The organism is Rhizobium sp. 2MFCol3.1 (assembly GCF_000377565.1).
GTDB lineage: Bacteria > Pseudomonadota > Alphaproteobacteria > Rhizobiales > Rhizobiaceae > Rhizobium.
Window position 1 is genome coordinate 178448 of record NZ_KB898362.1, and the last position, 15119, is coordinate 193566.

General features: G+C 61.6%; 18 protein-coding genes. 11 read left to right on the forward strand and 7 right to left on the reverse strand.

Annotated elements, in window-relative coordinates; all coding sequences use genetic code 11:
* Positions 1 to 70: 70 nt before the first annotated feature.
* Both D460_RS0119320 and D460_RS0119325 read left to right on the forward strand, forming a co-directional pair.
* Positions 71 to 1933, forward strand: a complete 1863-nt coding sequence (locus D460_RS0119320) for a sensor histidine kinase (RefSeq protein ID WP_018900227.1) — start codon at positions 71 to 73, stop codon at positions 1931 to 1933.
* Positions 1930 to 3297, forward strand: coding sequence for a sigma-54 dependent transcriptional regulator (locus D460_RS0119325; RefSeq protein WP_018900228.1), 1368 nt, complete (start codon positions 1930 to 1932; stop codon positions 3295 to 3297). Before D460_RS0119320 ends, D460_RS0119325 begins: the two co-directional genes overlap by 4 nt.
* Here the strand turns inward: D460_RS0119325 and D460_RS0119330 are convergent.
* The gene (locus D460_RS0119330) at positions 3294 to 4097 is read right to left on the reverse strand and encodes an SDR family oxidoreductase (RefSeq protein ID WP_018900229.1); all 804 of its coding nucleotides are present in this window, start codon (positions 4095 to 4097) and stop codon (positions 3294 to 3296) included. The two genes, D460_RS0119325 and D460_RS0119330, sit on opposite strands and share 4 nt — an antisense overlap.
* 185 nt (positions 4098 to 4282) lie before the next feature.
* On the opposite strand from D460_RS0119330, the gene D460_RS0119335 reads away from it, so the two are divergent.
* Positions 4283 to 4762, forward strand: a complete 480-nt coding sequence (locus D460_RS0119335; RefSeq protein ID WP_037111652.1) for a MarR family winged helix-turn-helix transcriptional regulator — start codon at positions 4283 to 4285, stop codon at positions 4760 to 4762.
* 39 nt (positions 4763 to 4801) lie between these two features.
* Here D460_RS0119335 and D460_RS0119340 read toward each other — a convergent pair whose 3' ends face one another.
* From D460_RS0119340 to D460_RS0119350, 3 genes are all read right to left on the reverse strand, one after another.
* Positions 4802 to 5146, reverse strand: a complete 345-nt coding sequence (locus D460_RS0119340) for a cupin domain-containing protein (protein WP_018900231.1) — start codon at positions 5144 to 5146, stop codon at positions 4802 to 4804.
* A 6-nt stretch (positions 5147 to 5152) separates the two neighbouring features.
* On the reverse strand, positions 5153 to 6436 hold the full coding sequence (locus D460_RS0119345) for an O-acetylhomoserine aminocarboxypropyltransferase (protein WP_026283314.1): 1284 nt from the start codon (positions 6434 to 6436) through the stop codon (positions 5153 to 5155).
* Between the two features lie 112 nt (positions 6437 to 6548).
* Positions 6549 to 6977, reverse strand: coding sequence for a CoA-binding protein (locus D460_RS0119350; protein WP_018900233.1), 429 nt, complete (start codon positions 6975 to 6977; stop codon positions 6549 to 6551).
* 84 nt (positions 6978 to 7061) lie between these two features.
* Here D460_RS0119350 and D460_RS0119355 point away from each other — a divergent pair, with 84 nt between their 5' ends.
* Positions 7062 to 7391: a hypothetical protein gene (locus D460_RS0119355; RefSeq protein ID WP_018900234.1), complete on the forward strand. Its 330-nt coding sequence runs from the start codon at positions 7062 to 7064 to the stop codon at positions 7389 to 7391.
* A gap of 402 nt (positions 7392 to 7793) precedes the next feature.
* Positions 7794 to 8630, forward strand: coding sequence for a DMT family transporter (locus D460_RS0119360; protein WP_018900235.1), 837 nt, complete (start codon positions 7794 to 7796; stop codon positions 8628 to 8630).
* A 6-nt stretch (positions 8631 to 8636) separates the two neighbouring features.
* On the opposite strand, the gene D460_RS0119365 is transcribed toward D460_RS0119360, so the two are convergent.
* Positions 8637 to 8870: a hypothetical protein gene (locus D460_RS0119365; RefSeq protein ID WP_018900236.1), complete on the reverse strand. Its 234-nt coding sequence runs from the start codon at positions 8868 to 8870 to the stop codon at positions 8637 to 8639.
* Positions 8871 to 8874: 4 nt separating this feature from the next.
* Positions 8875 to 9705 (reverse strand): enoyl-CoA hydratase, encoded by an 831-nt coding sequence (locus tag D460_RS0119370; protein WP_018900237.1) that lies wholly within the window; start codon positions 9703 to 9705, stop codon positions 8875 to 8877.
* A gap of 340 nt (positions 9706 to 10045) precedes the next feature.
* Here D460_RS0119370 and rplM point away from each other — a divergent pair, with 340 nt between their 5' ends.
* The 6 genes from rplM (at position 10046) to D460_RS0119400 (ending at position 14301) form a co-directional block, all read left to right on the forward strand.
* Entirely contained in the window at positions 10046 to 10510 is a 465-nt protein-coding gene (gene rplM, locus D460_RS0119375; RefSeq protein WP_018900238.1) for a 50S ribosomal protein L13, read from the forward strand.
* A 2-nt stretch (positions 10511 to 10512) separates the two neighbouring features.
* Positions 10513 to 10980, forward strand: coding sequence for a 30S ribosomal protein S9 (gene rpsI, locus D460_RS0119380; RefSeq protein ID WP_018900239.1), 468 nt, complete (start codon positions 10513 to 10515; stop codon positions 10978 to 10980).
* Between the two features lie 187 nt (positions 10981 to 11167).
* Positions 11168 to 11548 (forward strand): antibiotic biosynthesis monooxygenase, encoded by a 381-nt coding sequence (locus D460_RS0119385; protein WP_018900240.1) that lies wholly within the window; start codon positions 11168 to 11170, stop codon positions 11546 to 11548.
* On the forward strand, positions 11538 to 12497 hold the full coding sequence (speB, locus tag D460_RS0119390) for an agmatinase (protein WP_018900241.1): 960 nt from the start codon (positions 11538 to 11540) through the stop codon (positions 12495 to 12497). The genes D460_RS0119385 and speB overlap by 11 nt, the downstream gene beginning before the upstream one ends.
* Positions 12498 to 12560: 63 nt before the next feature.
* Positions 12561 to 13493, forward strand: a complete 933-nt coding sequence (gene argC, locus D460_RS0119395; RefSeq protein WP_018900242.1) for an N-acetyl-gamma-glutamyl-phosphate reductase — start codon at positions 12561 to 12563, stop codon at positions 13491 to 13493.
* A 16-nt stretch (positions 13494 to 13509) separates the two neighbouring features.
* Positions 13510 to 14301 carry a sulfite exporter TauE/SafE family protein gene (locus tag D460_RS0119400; protein WP_026283316.1) on the forward strand — a complete coding sequence of 264 codons (792 nt, stop codon included), beginning with the start codon at positions 13510 to 13512 and terminating at the stop codon, positions 14299 to 14301.
* Here the strand turns inward: D460_RS0119400 and D460_RS0119405 are convergent.
* Positions 14290 to 14709, reverse strand: coding sequence for a DoxX family protein (locus D460_RS0119405; protein WP_018900244.1), 420 nt, complete (start codon positions 14707 to 14709; stop codon positions 14290 to 14292). The two genes, D460_RS0119400 and D460_RS0119405, sit on opposite strands and share 12 nt — an antisense overlap.
* Positions 14710 to 15119 lie beyond the last annotated feature (410 nt).

The window sequence follows — 15119 nt, forward strand, 5'->3', positions numbered from 1 at the left end:
GGAGCGCCATTGCGCGAATTGTCGCACAATTTCATTTGACGTATGTGCGAAAATCCGCACACTGAACCCCATGCCAAATACGCCGAGCATTCAGGGATTTGAGACCATTGACGACGTCGATCGCAGGACGCGGCGCGGCTGGATCCTCTTCGTCGCGTTCTCGGCCGCCTTGCTTGTCGCAGCCCTGATCGGTGCGGCACTTTACGGGCGCAGTTCGTCGATCAACGCGCTCGCGACCCAGAGCCAGACTGACGCCAGCCTGAAGGTGGCGCTACTGACGGCCGTGCTTGAGCGCCCGCGCGCGCTGCCATTGCTGCTCGCCGAGGACCAGCAGGTCCTCAACGCGCTGTCCTCCACCAGCGTCAACGATATCGACATATTGAACCGCAAGCTGGAGCGGCTAGTAACGGGCACGCAGGCGGCGGTCCTCTATGTCATCGGCACCGATGGCCTTGCCATCGCGTCCAGCAACTGGCGTGAACCGATCAGCTTCGTCGGTAACGACTATACATTCCGCGACTATTTCAAGCGGGCGATGCAGCAGGGAACGGCGGAGCATTTCGCGCTCGGCAGCGTGAGCAAGCGGCCGGGTCTCTACATCTCCCGCCGGGTCGGCAGCGCCGACGCGCCGCTCGGGGTCGTGGTGGTGAAGCTCGAATTCGACCAGCTCGAGACCGACTGGCGCGACACGCGCCGGCCGGTCTATGTGACCGACGAGCACGGCGTCGTCCTGATCACCAGCATCCCCTCATGGCGCTTCATGACGGCGGTGCCGGTCCCGCAGCAGGAGCTTGCCGCCATCCGCGAGAGCCTGCAATTCGGCGATGCGCCGCTGACGCCGCTGCCGGTCGTCAGGCCCGATATCATCGACCCCAAGACATCGCTGGTTTCCGCGATCCTTCCCGGCAGCAGTGCCGCGGAATATCTGCGCCTCTACGCCACGGTGCCGACGACGCCCTGGCGACTGGAGTATCTGGTGCCGACGGAGGCCGCCGTCGCCTCGTCCGTACGGGAAATGCGTTTGCTCTCGCTCGCCGTGCTGGTGCCCATCCTCGCGGTCGCGGCGTTCCTGCTCAGGCGCAGGCAGAGTGCGGCCATGCGCATCGCGGTGGAATTGTCGATGCGAGAGGAGCTCGAGCGCCGGGTCGTCGCCCGCACCGAGGACCTCAGCCGCGCGCGCGACCGTCTGCAGGAAGAGATCGCCGACCACAGGAACACCGAATCCAGGCTGCAGGTCGTGCAGCAGGAGCTTGTCCAGGCAAACCGGCTTGCCATTCTCGGCCAGGTCGCGGCCGGCGTCGCGCATGAGATCAACCAGCCGGTCGCGACCATCCGCGCCTATGCTGATAATGCGCGCGTCTTCCTCGATCGCGAACAGGCCGAGCCGGTGAAGGAGAACCTCGGCGCCATCGCTGCGCTGACCGAGCGGATCGGTTCGATCACCGAGGAGCTGAAGGCCTTCGCACGCAAAGGCCGGACGGCGCCGGAGCCGGTGGAACTGCGCGACGTGATCGAGGGCGCCGTGGTGCTGCTCAAGAGCCGCTTTGCCGGACAATTGCAGGCGCTCAGTATCAAGCTGCCGCCGCCGGGGCTGCAGGTTCTCGGCAACAGGGTTCGGCTCGAGCAGATTCTGATCAACCTGTTTCAAAACGCGCTGGAAGCGCTGGAGGGGCGCAGCGATGCGCGGGTGGAAATCTCGGCGGTCGCGACGGATGAGGACGTCGAGGTGATCGTCGCCGACAACGGCCCGGGCATACCCGCCGCCATCCTCGCCTCGCTGTTTACGCCCTTCAACACCTCCAAGGAAAAGGGCCTCGGCCTTGGTCTGGTGATCTCGAAGGACATCGTCGCCGATTACGGCGGGCGCATCGAGGTCTCGAGCAGCGACCAGGGAACAAGCTTCATCGTGCATCTCGTGAGAGCAAAGCCATGACAGACGCCGCATCCATCTTCCTCGTCGACGACGACAAGGACCTTCTGCGCGCCACCAAGCAGACGCTGGAACTGGCGGGCTTTTCAGTTTCCGCCTTTTCGTCGGCGGTCGATGCGCTGGGAGCGCTGACGGCGGATTTTCCGGGGATCATCGTCTCCGATATCCGCATGCCGCAGATGGACGGCCTGCAGCTGTTCGACCGCGTGCAGCGACAGGACCAGGATCTTCCCGTCATTCTGGTGACGGGTCACGGCGATATCCCGATGGCGGTGAAGGCGATCCAGCAGGGTGTGTATGATTTCATCAGCAAGCCCTTCCCCGCCGACCGGCTGGTGCAGAGCGTGCGCCGGGCGGTGGAGAAGCGGCGTCTGGTGCTGGAGAACCGGGCCTTGCGCAAGGCGAGCGAGCAGGTGCGCGACGACCTGCCGCTGATCGGCCAGACGCCGGCGATGGAGCGGCTGCGCCATACGCTGCGGCAGATCGCCGATACCGATGTCGACGTGCTGGTGACAGGCGAGACCGGCAGCGGCAAGGAAGTCGTGGCCAGCCTGCTGCACCAATGGGGGCGGCGCAAGGCCGGGAACTTCGTGGCGCTCAACTGCGGCGCACTGCCGGAGACGGTAATCGAAAGCGAGCTGTTCGGCCACGAGCCCGGCGCCTTTACCGGCGCGCAGAAGAAGCGTGTCGGGCGTATCGAGCACGCCAGCGGCGGCACGTTGTTCCTCGACGAGATCGAGAGCATGGCGCCATCGACGCAAGTGCAGATGCTGCGTGTGCTTGAAATGCGCGAGGTGACGCCGCTTGGGACCAACGAGGTGCGGCCGGTCGACCTGCGCGTGGTCGCCGCCGCCAAGGTCGATCTCGGCGATCCCCGGCAGCGCGGCGAGTTCCGTGAGGACCTCTATTACCGGCTGAATGTGGTGACGATCTCGATCCCGCCGCTCAGGGAACGGCGCGACGACATTCCGCTGCTCTTCGGCTATTTCGCCGAGCGGGCGGCGAAGCGCTTCAAGCGCGATATGCCGGTTGCGTCTTCCGTTGTGCACCGGCATTTGCAGGGCCACGACTGGCCCGGCAACGTGCGTGAGCTATCGCATTTTGCCGAGCGTTTCGTGCTTGGCGTCGAGCAGTTCGGCAGCAGCGCGGCCGAGGCGAAGCCCACGGATCTCGGCGAGGGCTTGCCCCTGCCCGATCGGCTGGACCGCTACGAGGCCAGCATCATCCGCGACGTGCTCGACGCCAATGACGGCGATGTGCGCAGGACGATCGCGGAACTCGGCATTCCGCGAAAGACCTTCTACGACAAACTGCAGCGCCACGGCATCGTGCGTGCCGACTTCGCGCCGAGCGACGAGCGCGGCTAACCCGCCGTCACGCTGTAACGCGCTGCCGGCTTGTTGTGCGAGAGGTTGGGCCCAAGCGCCAGGCGCGCTGTCGTTGCGGCATCGAGATCGCCGCTATCGGGCAAGGACGGGATGGTGACCAGCTCGCCCTGATCGAAGCCCGCAAGGGCCGCGTCCACCATGTCGTTCACGTCCATCACCATCGAGGGCGGCATCTGGTCGAAGGAGCGGCCGACGCGCTCGAAGATTTCCGTGCGGGTCAGGCCGGGCATGACCGCCTGAACCTTGACGCCCTTTTCCGCGACTTCCGAATGGATGGCCTGGGTCAAGTTGAGGACAAAAGCCTTGGTGGCGCTGTAGGTGCCGTTGAAGCGCTCCGGAATATAGGCGACGACCGATGCGATGTTGACGATGGCGCCCCTGCCCCGCTCGGCGAAAGCTTGGGCAGCGGCAACGGCAAGCCGATTGGCGGCAACCACGTTCAGCTCGATCATCGTCTCGAGATAATCGATGTCATCCTCCACCAGAGTACCCTTGGGGCCGATACCGGCATTGTTGACGAGCAGGCTGATATCCGTGTCCTCGCGCAGGCGCTTTTCCACAATCCTGACGTCGGCGCGATCGGTAAGGTCGGCCGGCAGCACGCTCACTTTCACACCGGTCTCACCAGTCAACCGGTCGGCCAGCGCCTGCAGGCGCGCGGCATCGCGGGCGACGAGAATGAGATCATGGCCGCGCTTGGCAAGGCGATCGGCATAGGTGGCACCGATGCCGGACGAGGCGCCGGTGACGAGTGCGGTTCCGAGAGTAGCGGTGGACATGGTGGCATTCCTTCCTTGTTTGAACTCACCCTGCCCGATCTGGCAAGGCGCGTTGAAATTTACTGGTATATGCCACTATATCTAGGTGACGGATCTGTGCGCGCAAGAGGCGATGAAAGAGATGTGCCGTTTAGCGGTTGACGGATCGCCACCAATCGGAAGACATCACCGATGGAGAACATGCGATGGCAGACAACAACACCCCTGACGGGGCATGGAATTATTGCAGCAACAGCGCGCTCAAGCGCGCCTCACGGCAATTGGGCCAGCTTTATGAAGACGTGCTGGCGCCGAGCGGCTTGAAGATCACGCAGTACACGCTGCTGACGCAGATCAAGCTTGGCCGCGAAACGCCGCTGAAGCTGCTGGCCGAGGCGATGGTGATGGATCTCTCGGCGCTTGGCCACACGCTGAAGCCGCTGCAGCGCGACGGTCTCGTCGAACTCGTGGCCGACGAGCACGACCGGCGCGTCAAGCGCGTGCGGCTGACCGAGAAGGGCAATCAGTTGTGGAGCGACACGAACGGCCTGTGGCGCGAGGCACAGGCGCGCTTCGACGCAGCATTCGGCAAGGATGCCTCCGAAAATCTGCGGCGGACCATGGACCTCATCGCATCACCCGGCTTTGCCGCGGCATTTTCCGGCGCCCGAGAGGATCAGGACTGAACGGCGCAACAAGGATGTCCCTGCACGGGGACAATGCCATCAGAGCCTGATGACATAGTCCTTGCGAGTCGTTTCAATGACTTCCCAGGTTCCCTTGAAGCCAGGTCTCAGGATCATCCGGTCGCCGGCGCGCAAGTGGACGGGCTGGCCACCGTCCTCGGTGACGATCGAGTGGCCAGAGAGAATGTTGAAATACTCCCACTCGTCATAGACGATGCGCCACTTGCCCGGCGTCGCCTCCCAGATGCCCGCATAGAGGCCACCATCGGCCTCCTCCAGGTTCCACGTCCGAAACTGCGGATCGCCCGCGATCAACCGATCCTCCGCCGGGGCGCCGACTTCAGGTTCGACGCCCGAGATATCGAGCTTGAGCTGCTTTGCCATTGCGCCTCACACCTTCGCCAGCGACTGTTCGAGATCGGCGATGATGTCCTTGACGTCCTCGATGCCAATAGACAGGCGCACGACATCCGGGCCGGCGCCGGCGGCGGTCTTTTGCTCGTCGGTCAGCTGGCGGTGGGTCGTCGAGGCCGGGTGGATGACCAGCGAGCGAGTGTCGCCGATGTTGGCGAGGTGGGAGAAGAGCTGAAGGCCCTCGACCAGCGACTTGCCGGCCTCGTAGCCGCCCTTGACGCCGAAGGTGAAGACGGAGCCCGCCCCTTTTGGCGAATAGCGCTGCTGCAACGCATGGTTCGGATCGTCCTCCAGGCCGGCGTAATTGACCCAGGCGATCTTGCTGTGCGCCTTCAGCCATTTGGCGACCGTCGCGGCGTTTTCGCTGTGGCGCTGCATGCGCAGCGGCAGCGTTTCGATGCCTGTGAGGATCAGGAAAGCGTTGAAGGGCGAGATGGCCGGACCGAGGTCGCGCAAGCCGAGCACGCGGCAAGCGATGGCGAAGGCGAAGTTGCCGAAGGTCGAATGCAGGACGACGCTGTTATATTCCGGCCGCGGGCTCGATAGCATCGGATAGTTGCCGGATTTCGACCAGTCGAAGGTGCCGCCGTCGACGATGATACCGCCCATGGAATTGCCGTGGCCGCCGAGGAACTTTGTTAGCGAGTGCACGACGATATCAGCGCCGTGTTCAACCGGGCGGATGAGATAGGGGCTGGCCATCGTGTTGTCGACGATCAGCGGCAGGCCGTGCTTGTGGGCGACATCGGCGATTGCCGCGATATCGACAAAAGTGCCGCCGGGATTGGCGAGGCTTTCGATGAAGATCGCCCGGGTGTTTTCGTCGATCTGGCTTTCGAAGCTCGCCGGATCGGCGGAATCACCCCAGCGCACCTGCCAGCCGAAATTATCGAAGGCGTGGCCGAACTGGTTGATGGAGCCGCCATAGAGGCGCTTGGCTGCGACGAAGTTTTCGCCTGGGCGCAGCAGCGTGTGGAAGACGATCATCTGCGCGGCATGACCAGAGGCGACGGCGAGCGCTGCCGTGCCGCCCTCAAGCGCTGCGACACGCTCTTCGAGCACAGCCTGGGTGGGGTTCATGATGCGGGTGTAGATATTGCCGAATTCCTGCAGGCCGAAGAGTGCGGCGGCGTGATCGGCATCGTTGAAGACGTAAGCCGTCGTCTGGTAGATCGGCGTGGCGCGGGCGCCGGTCGCCGGATCGGGCTTTGCGCCCGCATGCACGGCCAACGTATTGAAACCCGGATCATTCGCGGTCATGAAGTCCTCCCGTTCTGATTTGACATTATGGCGGCGAGCATAGCGGACGATCGGCAAAAGTTAATCGCCATCCGTTTCAACCGAGGCGCGTTTGGCGAAAAATTTGCCCTTCTCAGCCGATGAGGCGTGGGTACTCGATTGCCGGGCAGCGGTCCATGACAACCTTGATGCCGGCGGCCTCGGCTTTGGCGGCAGCGGCATCGTCGCGCACGCCGAGCTGCGCCCAGATCACTTTCGGCCGCGGGTTCATCGCTAACGCCTCGTCCACCACCTCCGACAGATAGTTTGAGGCGCGGAAGACATCGATCATGTCGACCGGCACGGGCACGTCAGCGAGGTGGCCGAAGACCTCCTGCCCCTGGATGCGCTTGCCGACCTGCCCGGGATTGACGGGCATGACCTCGTAGCCGCGCGACAGAAGATAGCCCATGACGCCATTGCTCGGCCTTGCGGGATTGGGCGACGCGCCGGTGAGCGCGATCGTCTTCACCGACCGGAGGATATCGAGGATGTATTCGTCGCTATAGTGATCGTGATCCATCTTGCCTTGTCTCCAACTCAATGACAGCGCTAAAGCGCTTCCTATATATAATAGGTACGCCGGATGCCTAAGGAGGAGATTGCCGTGAGAAAAGTGCTTGTGTTCACCGCCGCGCTGCTCGCAGCAACCCCGGCGCTCGCGATATCGCGCTATAACTCACAGACGATCAGCTGCGACCGGGCGCGCGCCGCGATCCATAACGAGGGAGCCGTCATCTTGCGCTACCCCTCCACCCGCGTTCGCGGCATGACGCTCTACGACCGCTATGTGCGCAACAGCCGGATGTGCGACGCCAACGAATATGCCGAATGGACCACTGTTCCGACCAAGGACAACCCGAAATGCAGGGTCCTGAACTGTCAGAATATCGACAACCTGGACGGGATGCTGTTCATTCCGGACTATTCGCTCTGAGACACGAAATTCCGGTCGAGCGGCTGCCCATCAGACGGGCATAAAACCCACCAATTTTGACAGGCCGGACTCGCCTCCGCGTGGTCTTTTGTGATCTATTTGCATCACCCATCCGGGTTAATGCACTCACCTCAGCCAATGTTCACTGTATATACTGTTTATGTCCTCATTTGTTCACGGCCATTTTAGAAACACCTCATAGTTGAATGAGGGAAAAATGTTTGAAACTTCTGGCGTACGTATCGCAACGGCCGCTTGACGATATGATCGTCCGAAGGTTGCATAATCGATTAAGCAGAGAGGGAACTGCATAGCTTCATCTCAATGGCCGCTGTTGCATTTTCCTGATGACGGCGTAACAAGCTTTGTCCCGTCTTTTCGCCACACCATCAGGTAGTTCTTTTGTCCCTCACCGTCATCCTGTTGGTCCTGTTCGGCGCGCTTCTTCACGCGACCTGGAACGCCTTGATCAAGGCCGGGACGGACAAATCGCTGGACGCGAGCCTGATCTCGGCGGGCGGCGCAATCGCGGCCCTGCCTTTCCTGCCCTTCCTGCCCTTTCCCGCTATCGAGGCCCTGCCCTATATCGGCGCTTCGGCGATTTTGCAGTTCGCCTATTTCCAGCTGGTCGCAGGCGCCTATCGAGCCGGCGACATCGGCCTCGTCTATCCGCTGATGCGTGGCTGCGCGCCGCTCTTGGTGGCGGCGACGAGCGGCTTTGTTCTTGGCGAGAGCCTGTCGGGCGGCGCGCTGATCGGCACGATCACCATCTGCGCCGGCATTTTGACGCTCGCCTTCGAGGCCAAGCGCGGCAGCGGCAACGCCATTCGTCTGGCGCTCGCCAATGCCGTGGTCATCGCCACCTACACTTATGTCGACGGCATCGGCGCGCGGATATCGGGCAATGCGATCTCCTATACGCTGTGGATGTCGCTGTTGCCGCCGGTGCTGCTGCTCAGCTGGGCGATCTCGCGGCGCGGCGCCTATGCGGTTGCGATGCACGTGAAGGTGAACTGGTGGCGTGGCCTGATCGGCGGCACCGGATCGATCGCATCCTATGGGCTGGCGCTCTGGGCCATGACCAAGGCGCCTGTCGCCACCGTCGCAGCGCTGCGCGAAACGTCGATCCTCTTCGCGCTCATCATCTCCGTCGTATTCCTGAAGGAGAAAGCCAGCCCCTGGCGCTATCTCGCCGGCGCGATCATCGCGCTCGGCGGGCTATTGCTGAAGCTGGCGTAGCAGGCATCATCTGAAACCAAACTCTTTGCCGAGCAGATCGAACAGTTGCTTCGCAGCACTCTCGTCGAGTTGGATGGTCTGGCTTAACTTTCCAGGCTTTTGGCGACTGTCTCTGCCATAAGTTGATATTTGCATAAGACGTCGGCCATCATACTCGTGCACGAATATCTTGGCGTCGATGGGATCGTGCAGCTGAAACCGCTGCATTGAAGCTAACTCAAACTGCGTAATTCTTGCCATTTTCTCAGTCCCTCGACCAATCCGGCATCCTGTTCTCCAGGAATGCCCCGATCCCCTCTTCCGCATCCTCCGTCATCATGCTGTCCACCATGACTTCGGCGGCATAGCCGTAAGCTTCCTCGATCGGCATTTCGACCTGTCGATAGAAGGCTTCCTTACCGATCTGGAGCGCCATAGGCGATTTGCTTGCAATCACCGACGCGTATTTGGTGACGACCTGCTGCAGGTATTGTTTCGGCACGATGCGGTTGACCAGGCCGAAATCCTTGGCTGTTGAAGCGTCGATCGTTTCGCCGGTCAAAAGCATCTCCATCGCCTGCTTGCGATGGGCGGAGCGCGTCAGCACCACCATCGGCGTCGCGCAGAAAAGCCCGATGTTGACGCCCGGCGTGCAGAAGGTCGCCGTGTCGGTGCAGATTGCGAGATCGCAGGAAGCGACTAGTTGGCATCCGGCGGCGGTCGCAAGTCCGTCGATCTCGGCGATGACGGGCTTCGGCAGCTTGGTGATCTCCAGCATCAAATCGACCGCAAGAGCGAAGGTCTCCTCGAAGAACGCCTCGCCGTCATCGGCATCGGCGCGATGCTCGGCTAGTTCCTTGAGATCATGGCCGGCCGAGAAAACATCGCCCGTCGATGCGATGATCACTACGCGCACGTCGTCGTCCTCGGCCGCATTCTGCAACTCGCCCATCAGCGTCTCCATCATGGCGAGCGACAGGTGATTGGCGGGAGGATTGTTCAGGGTCAGCCGCAGCACGCCATCGGAAAGCTGGCGCAGCACGAGCGAACCGCTGGCTTTGCCGGCATCGGTGCGGAACGATAGAACTTCGGCCATGATGAAACTCCCTGCATGTCGATTTCGTGCTATCAGTCCTGCCACAAAAGGCCAGTCATTTCGAGGACAAGCGATGCCGTTGGCGCCAAAGCGTTGACATCGAAGCGTTGAAAATTGAGGTATCAAAATACCACACACTTAACGCATTGATTTCATTTATTTGTTTTTGCGGCCGTAGCCTGCGGCAATATTGACGCTATCGGCCGCAACCTCTATACACACCGCCAGAACGCAGCCTTTCCCGGCTGCTTTCTTTTTGGTGCGCCCCAGGGCTCCCAAATCAAGCAACAAGAAACGCCCTTTCGCCTTCGGGCCAAGGGATCAAAAGAGAGTAACTACTATGGCAACCTTCTCCCAGAAGCCTGCAGAGGTAGAGAAGAAGTGGGTCATCATCGACGCCGAAGGGCTTGTCGTTGGTCGTCTCGCTTCTGTTATCGCCATGCGTCTGCGCGGCAAGCACAAGGCTACTTTCACTCCTCACGTTGACGACGGCGACAATGTCATCGTCATCAATGCCGACAAGGTCGTATTCACCGGCAAGAAGTATTCCGACAAGGTTTACTACTGGCACACGGGTTTCGCCGGCGGCATCAAGGAGCGTACCGCTCGCCAGATCATGGAAGGCCGCTTCCCGGAGCGCGTTCTTGAAAAGGCAGTCGAGCGCATGGTTCCGCGTGGCCCGCTCGGTCGTCGCCAGATGAAGAACCTGCGCGTTTACGCTGGTTCCAACCATCCTCATGAAGCTCAGCAGCCTGTCGCTCTCGACGTCGCCTCGCTGAACAAGAAGAACGTAAGGAGCGCCTAAGAATGGCTGACCTCTCCTCCCTGAAGGATCTCGGCACGACTACCGAAGCTTCGGCTCCGGCACACGTCCGTAAGGTCGATTCGCTTGGCCGCTCCTACGCGACCGGCAAGCGCAAGAACGCTGTTGCTCGTGTATGGGTCAAGCCGGGCTCCGGCAAGATCGTCATCAACGGCAAGGAATTCACGGAATACTTCGCACGTCCGGTTCTGCAGATGATTCTGCGTCAGCCGATCGTCGCTGCTGCCCGTGACGGCCAGTTCGACATCATCGCAACGGTTGCAGGCGGCGGTCTTTCCGGCCAGGCCGGTGCCGTTCGTCACGGCGTCTCCAAGGCACTCACCTACTTCGAACCGGGTCTGCGCTCGGTCCTGAAGAAGGGTGGCTTCCTGACCCGCGACAGCCGCGTCGTCGAGCGTAAGAAGTACGGTAAGGCCAAGGCCCGCCGTTCGTTCCAGTTCTCCAAGCGTTAATCGCTTCGGACTTCGGAATGTGGAAAGGTCGGGTGCAAACCCGGCCTTTTTTTTCGTTTTGGCATGCGCTTTGACAATCCGGTGCCGTGAATTATGATTCATGCATGATGGATATCGCCGCAGGCGAAAGAGATCTGAACATGCCTCTCGATATTTCTGTCGTTTCCAACAAACACCCAGTTTGACGATGTCGGATCATAAGCCCTCGCCCTTCGCCAAAACGCCACAGCCACCCTACTACGTGGTGACCTTCTCCTCGCAGCGGACCGAAGGGCAAAACGAAGCCTATTGGGAAACGGGTGACGCCATGGTGGAGCTCGCGAAGCAACAACCAGGCTATCTGGGTTTCGAAAGCGTGCGCGCTGCAAACGGCTTCGGCATTACCAATTCCTACTGGAAGGACGAAGCAAGCATCCTGGCGTGGAAGGCGCAGATCGACCACATGGAAGCGCAGCGACGTGGCCGTGTTGACTGGTATTCACACTATGAAATCCGCGTCGGCCTGGTGCAGCGCGCCTATGGATTTAGCGCAGTCGAGCCTGATGGAGAAAAAGACCTTGGCGAATAAGACAATCGATCACGCTTTCACGGCAACGAGCCTCACCTCGGCGGCAACGGACCCGACGTTCGCCGGTGCGCTGTCCTTCATGCGCCGGCGTTTCACCAAGGATCTGACCGGCGCCGACGTGGTGGTCTGGGGTGTCCCGTTCGATGCCGCGACCTCCAACCGGCCGGGTACGCGTTTCGGGCCGCAGGCGATCCGGCGGGCTTCGGCGATTTTCGACAACGATCCGCAATATCCCTTCAACCGCGACCTCTTCGCTGAGATGGCCGTGATCGACTATGGCGATTGCCTGCTCGATTACGGCAACCACCAGGAGACGCCAGCGGCAATCGAGCGGCAGGCGAAGACGATCGTCGATGCTGGCGCCTTCATGCTGACGCTCGGCGGCGACCATTACGTGACATGGCCGATCCTCAAGGCGCATGCGGCCAAGCATGGCCCGCTGGCGCTGGTGCAGTTCGACGCGCATCAGGATACGTGGTTCGACGACAGCAAGCGGATCGACCACGGTTCCTTCGTGGCGCGCGCGGTTCGCGATGGGATTATCGATCCCGATCGTTCAATCCAGATCGGCATCCGCACGCATGCGCCCGACGATTTCGGCATCAACATTCTCTACGGCCATCAGGTCGAGGAGATGAGCGCTGCCGAGATCGCCTCGACGATCATCTCTCACACCAAAGGTACGCCCAGCTATCTGACCTTCGATATCGACTGTCTGGATCCGGCTTATGCGCCTGGCACCGGCACGCCGGTTTCGGGCGGCCCGTCCAGCGCCAAGATCCTCTCGGTGCTGCAGCGGCTGCACCAGCTCGATATACGCGGCGCCGACGTGGTCGAGGTGTCTCCCGCCTACGACCATGCCGACATCACCGCCATTGCGGGGGCGACGGTCGCAATGTATATGCTGGGGCTGCATGCCGAACGACGCGCGACAGCGTCACACGGCTGACTCATCCATCTTCCAAAATGATTCCGGACTTCTTTCTAACCTATTGAAAGTGTGAGCAAGACAATGGCACCGAAGATCTTTATCGATGGCGAACACGGCACGACGGGCCTGCAGATCCGCACGCGCATGGCCGGCCGCCGCGATGTCGAGCTTCTGTCCATTCCGGAAGCGGAGCGCCGCAATGCCGCGATCCGCGAGGATATGCTGAACAGCGCCGATATCGCCATCCTCTGCCTGCCCGACGACGCGTCGAAGGAAGCCGTGCAGATGGTCTCGGCCAACAACAATGTCCGCGTCATCGACACCTCGACCGCCTACCGCGTCGACCCATCCTGGGCCTATGGCTTCGCAGAGATGGACAAGGAACAGGCTGGCAAGATCAGTTCGGCGCGCTTCGTCGCCAATCCCGGCTGCTATCCGACCGGCGCCATCGGCCTGATGCGCCCGCTGCGCGCCGCCGGCATTCTTTCGGATGGCTATCCCGTCACCGTCAACGCGGTCTCCGGCTATACCGGCGGCGGCAAGCAGATGATCGCGCAGATGGAAGACCAGAGCCGCGACGACGCGATCAGCGCGCCGCACTTCCTTTATGGCCTGACGCTGACGCACAAGCATGTGCCTGAGATGAAGATCCACGGCCTGCTTGATCGCGCGCCGATCTTTGCGCCATCGGTCGGCAAGTTCGCGCAGGGCATGATCGTGCAGGTTCCGCTGCATCTCGACATGCTGGCCGCAGGCACGACGCTGGAAAGCATTCACGCGGCGCTGACCGCGCATTATGCCGGCCAGGATATCGTCACGGTCGTGCCGCTCGCAGACAGCAGCAAGATGGCGCGCGTCGATGCCGTCGAGCTCGCCGGCAAGGACACGATGAAGCTCTTCGTCTTCGGCACGCCTGGTGGTTCGCAGGTCAATCTCGTCGCCCTGCTCGACAATCTCGGCAAGGGTGCTTCGGGTGCCGCCGTGCAGAACATGGACCTGATGCTGGCCTCCTGAGCGAGGCCGGGGTTCCATGTCGTTTTCCACTAGCATGGCCGATGTCGGTGCGTGGCTTTCCGCCGCGCTGCCGGATCATGGGCTTTATACGCTGATCGCCATCGCCTGCATTGCCGGGCTCGCTCGCGGCTTTTCCGGCTTCGGGGCGGCGCTGATCTTCATTCCGCTTGGCGGCGCTATCATCGGGCCGAAGCTGATCTCGCCGGTACTGCTCGTCATCGACGGGCTGGCGACGCTGGGCATGATCCCGCCGGCTTGGAAGCGGGCGAACCGGCGCGAGGTGTTCACCATGGCTGGCGGCGCGATGCTCGGCGTTCCCGCTGGAACCGCCGTGCTGACGCTGATGGACCCGCTGCTCTTGCGCTGGTCGATCACCGTCATCGCGCTGCTGCTGCTTGCGCTATTGGTCTCGGGCTGGCGCTATCACGGGGAACCGCATTCCTATCTGAGCGCTGCGGTCGGGCTAGTGGCCGGATTGTTCAGTGGTGCGGCCCAACTCGGTGGGCCGCCCGTCGTCGCCTATTGGCTGGGCGGAAAGACGGAGTTCACCAAGGTCCGCTCCAACATCATCATCTACTTCGCGATCTCCACCTGCTTCAGCGTCGCCAGCTATTATGCCGGCGGGCTGTTCGTCGATACGGTGTTCGCGCTGACGCTGGTCATCCTGCCGAGCTATACGATCGGCCTGTATCTCGGCTCCAAGCTTTTTGGCTTCGCCAAGGAAAGCACTTTCCGGATCATATGTTACGGACTGATCGGCGCCTCGGCCTTCCTCGGCATGCCCGCTCTCGACGGCCTACTGCGCTAGGGCGGACGGCGGGCGGGCTTGGCTGCTCTTGACGACTAGCGCCTCGCCGGGGCCGTGGACCGCCGCAAAGAGCAGGCCCGCCAGGAAGGTGAAGTGGTCGATGAAGAAGCCGAACTCCGCCTGATTGCCGGCCCAGCGTCCAGGTCCGTGGAATGCAACGGCGAGGAAGATTACATAGATCCCCGCCAGCAAGGCTGCGGGTGAAAAGAAGATGCCGGTCAGGAAAGCGAGCGCCAGCCCCAGTTCGAAGAAGGCCGCGATCCAGGCGAGAAAGAGCGGAAATGGAAAACCGGCGGCGGCGATGTAGCCGGCTGTGGCCGTGATATCCATGAACTTGAAGCTCAGCGCCATGATGAACACGCCGGCGAAGATCAGCCTTGCGATCAGAATTGCGATTGTCCTGCCCATATCTCTCTCCCTGTGCCGATAGCGGCCTGATACGTGAACTCTCCGCAGCGCGATTGCGCCGCTCATGATGCAAGGACGAACGGCATGACGCGCTCCCGACATGCCCTTGCACAATCTCCTCCCGCGCCTTGTCATTCTGATTCAAGTGCTTCGCAAGTCGAGTCCGAAACGCGCCGCAAGTCCATGATTTCGGATTCGATTTAGCGATCGCTGTCCGCCACGAGCCGGCCCCACCTTTATGAGATTTCTATTTTCACTCGAAGACCCGCGAATGGATTTCATACGCCGCGCGGCGTTAGCCTTTGGTCGAAATTCAGAGGTAGACGCCATGCGAGACTCCCTATTTTCCCACCCTCCAACCGGCCGGCCCCGACGGCCGATGGTCAAGCGACAGATGCGCGAGAAGCGCA

Bases quoted from the DNA above. Each gene is read 5' to 3' on its own strand.
- D460_RS0119320 (WP_018900227.1), top strand. From the start codon at position 71: ATGCCAAATACGCCGAGCATTCAGGGATTTGAGACCATTGACGACGTC.
- D460_RS0119325 (WP_018900228.1), top strand. From the start codon at position 1,930: ATGACAGACGCCGCATCCATCTTCCTCGTCGACGACGACAAGGACCTT.
- D460_RS0119330 (WP_018900229.1), bottom strand. From the start codon at position 4,097: ATGTCCACCGCTACTCTCGGAACCGCACTCGTCACCGGCGCCTCGTCC.
- D460_RS0119335 (WP_037111652.1), top strand. From the start codon at position 4,283: ATGGCAGACAACAACACCCCTGACGGGGCATGGAATTATTGCAGCAAC.
- D460_RS0119340 (WP_018900231.1), bottom strand. From the start codon at position 5,146: ATGGCAAAGCAGCTCAAGCTCGATATCTCGGGCGTCGAACCTGAAGTC.
- D460_RS0119345 (WP_026283314.1), bottom strand. From the start codon at position 6,436: ATGACCGCGAATGATCCGGGTTTCAATACGTTGGCCGTGCATGCGGGC.
- D460_RS0119350 (WP_018900233.1), bottom strand. From the start codon at position 6,977: ATGGATCACGATCACTATAGCGACGAATACATCCTCGATATCCTCCGG.
- D460_RS0119365 (WP_018900236.1), bottom strand. From the start codon at position 8,870: ATGGCAAGAATTACGCAGTTTGAGTTAGCTTCAATGCAGCGGTTTCAG.
- D460_RS0119370 (WP_018900237.1), bottom strand. From the start codon at position 9,705: ATGGCCGAAGTTCTATCGTTCCGCACCGATGCCGGCAAAGCCAGCGGT.
- rplM (WP_018900238.1), top strand. From the start codon at position 10,046: ATGGCAACCTTCTCCCAGAAGCCTGCAGAGGTAGAGAAGAAGTGGGTC.
- rpsI (WP_018900239.1), top strand. From the start codon at position 10,513: ATGGCTGACCTCTCCTCCCTGAAGGATCTCGGCACGACTACCGAAGCT.
- D460_RS0119385 (WP_018900240.1), top strand. From the start codon at position 11,168: ATGTCGGATCATAAGCCCTCGCCCTTCGCCAAAACGCCACAGCCACCC.
- argC (WP_018900242.1), top strand. From the start codon at position 12,561: ATGGCACCGAAGATCTTTATCGATGGCGAACACGGCACGACGGGCCTG.
- D460_RS0119400 (WP_026283316.1), top strand. From the start codon at position 13,510: ATGTCGTTTTCCACTAGCATGGCCGATGTCGGTGCGTGGCTTTCCGCC.
- D460_RS0119405 (WP_018900244.1), bottom strand. From the start codon at position 14,709: ATGGGCAGGACAATCGCAATTCTGATCGCAAGGCTGATCTTCGCCGGC.